We start from the raw sequence: 2538 nt of genomic DNA on the forward strand, positions 1-2538 counted from the left end.
GCACCCAAGCTGCGTGCGTGGCAGGCAGAGGCCATCCGCCGCTACGAGGAAACTCAACCCCGGGATTTCATGGCCGTGGCAACGCCCGGTGCAGGTAAGACCACCTTCGCGTTGACCGTGGCCAAGAAGCTCCACGATTCCGGGAAGATTCAGCGGATCACCGTGGTGACCCCCACCGAACACCTCAAGCGGCAATGGGCGGATGCCGCCGCCCGCGTGGGACTCGCGCTGGACCCCAATTTCAAGAACGCGGACGGCAGCCACGGCTCCGCCTACATGGGGGCCGCCGTGACGTACGCGCAGGTGGCCAACAAACCGCTGTTGCACCGGGCGCGCACCGAGGCCGGGCGCACCCTGGTGATCATGGACGAGATCCACCACGCCGGTGACGCCCTGTCCTGGGGTGATGGCCTGCGCGAGGCCTTCGAGCCGGCCGCGCGTCGATTGGCGCTCACGGGTACCCCGTTCCGTTCGGACACCTCACCCATTCCGTTCGTGACCTACGCGGAGGATCGAGAGGGCATCCGCCGTTCCACTGCGGACTACACCTACGGCTACGGGGACGCGCTCAAGGACCACGTGTGCGGCCGGTCATCTTCATGGCCTACACGGGTCAGATGCGGTGGCGCACCTCCGCGGGCGAGGAAATGGCGGCTCAACTGGGGGAGGGCTTCACCAAGGACATCACCTCCCAGGCGTGGCGCACGGCGCTGGATCCCAATGGTCAGTGGATTCCGTCCGTTCTGCACGCTGCGGATCAACGCCTAACGCAGGTTCGGCGCACCGTGCCGGACGCCGGTGGCCTGGTGATTGCAACCGACCACCAGGACGCCAAGGCCTACGCCGAACAGCTCAAGTTGATCACGGGTCGGCGGCCCACCGTGGTGCTCTCCGATGACAAGACGGCCTCGAACAAGATCGACGAGTTCTCGGAGTCCGAAGAACGCTGGATGGTCGCCGTACGCATGGTGTCCGAGGGCGTGGACGTTCCCCGCCTGGCGGTCGGCGTGTACGCGACCTCAACCTCCACCCCGCTGTTCTTCGCGCAGGCGGTCGGCCGCTTCGTGCGCGCGAGAAAACGCGGCGAGACGGCGTCGGTGTTCCTGCCTTCGGTTCCCGCCCTCATGGCGCTCGCCAACTCCATGGAAGAGGAGCGCGATCACGCGCTCGACAAGCCCAAGAACATGCCCGGGGTGGTGGATTTCGACCAGCCCATGGAGAGCGGCTGGGACGACGACCTGCTTGAGGAAGCCAACCGAGAGGACAAGGCCTCCGGGGCGCTCGCGCAGGGCAACTTCGAGGCCCTGGACTCGGACGCGTCGTTCCACGGGGTGCTCTTCGACGGCGGCGCCTTCGGCGGGGGCGTGGCCGTGGGTTCCGAAGAAGAAGCGGACTTCTTGGGTATCCCCGGACTGCTCGACGCCGAACAGGTATCCACGTTGCTGCGCGAACGGCAGACCCGGCACGCCCAGCGGCGTTCGGGACCCGCACACGAGGAACCGGCTGCGCCCGCGGTGCCCGATCACCGACGTCTGAAGGAACTTCGATCCCAGTTGTCCAAGAACGTGTCCGCGTGGTCCGCCCGAACGGGTACCCCGCACGGCATCATCCACAATCAACTACGAGAGAAGTGTGGTGGCCCGGCGGTCGCCCAGGCCAGCGAGGATCAGATCACCGCGCGGCTGGCTTTGCTGCAGCGGTGGTTCATCGGGCGGAAATAGTCGTTCCTGCAACGAACCATCCCCGCACGACAACGGCTCCCAACACGTGTGTTCGGAGCCGTTGTCATGTGATCACTGAGGGTGCGAAACGCTCAGCGGAGTTCAGCGTGGATCAGTCGAGGTCCTCGACTACCGCGACACCCGAGTCCGTGAGTTCCACGGCGGCGCGTTCGCCGGACTCCTTGGCCACGGGGGCGGTCAAGGGGAGCAACACGCGGGTCTCGTAGCCGGCGTCCACGGCGTCCTTGGCGGTGGCGAGCACGCAGTAGTCGAGGGCGAGCCCCACGACGTCCACGGCTTCGATCTCGTTCTCTTGGAGCCAGTCGTCCAGGCTGATGCGTTCCTCGTCCGCGTCCTCGGGGTCTTCACCCATGGGCACGTCCACGTCCGGCGCGGAAAGGCCCTCGAAACCCGAGTAGGCGGCGTCGTAAGCGCCCTTGCGGAAGAATTCCGTGACGTAGTCGGTGTCGAAGTCCTTGTGGGTCTCCGCACCGTCCGTCTCGGCCACGCAGTGCACCGGCCAGCTGGACACGAAGTCCGGTTCGTCACTGAAGTGCGTCCCGGGATCGATGTGCCAATCCTGCGTTGCCGCCACCACCTGATAGTCCGCGTGATGGTCGTCCAGGTATTCCGAGATCTGCGCGGCCACCGCGGCACCGCCTGTCACGGCCAGGCTGCCGCCCTCGCAGAAGTCGTTCTGTACGTCAACGATGATGAGTGCTGTGCGCACGGGGCCTCCTTGATCAGTGTGCGGTTCCGGGCTCAATGACCGTGGGGATCACGGGTTCGCCCTCCGACAAGCGGCGGGCCGCGCGGG

1 protein-coding gene and 1 pseudogene are annotated in these 2538 nt (G+C 66.3%); one reads left to right on the forward strand and one right to left on the reverse strand.

Annotated elements, in window-relative coordinates:
- Positions 1-1721, forward strand: a pseudogene (locus YO9_RS0115510) (DEAD/DEAH box helicase); the annotation flags it as partial.
- A gap of 112 nt (positions 1722-1833) precedes the next feature.
- On the opposite strand, the gene YO9_RS0115515 reads toward YO9_RS0115510, so the two are convergent.
- Positions 1834-2451, reverse strand: a complete 618-nt coding sequence (locus YO9_RS0115515; RefSeq protein ID WP_016998317.1) for an isochorismatase family protein — start codon at positions 2449-2451, stop codon at positions 1834-1836.
- Positions 2452-2538: the final 87 nt, after the last annotated feature.

The organism is Kocuria atrinae C3-8 (assembly GCF_000286355.1).
In the GTDB taxonomy this organism is placed as follows: Bacteria; Actinomycetota; Actinomycetes; order Actinomycetales; family Micrococcaceae; genus Kocuria; species Kocuria atrinae_A.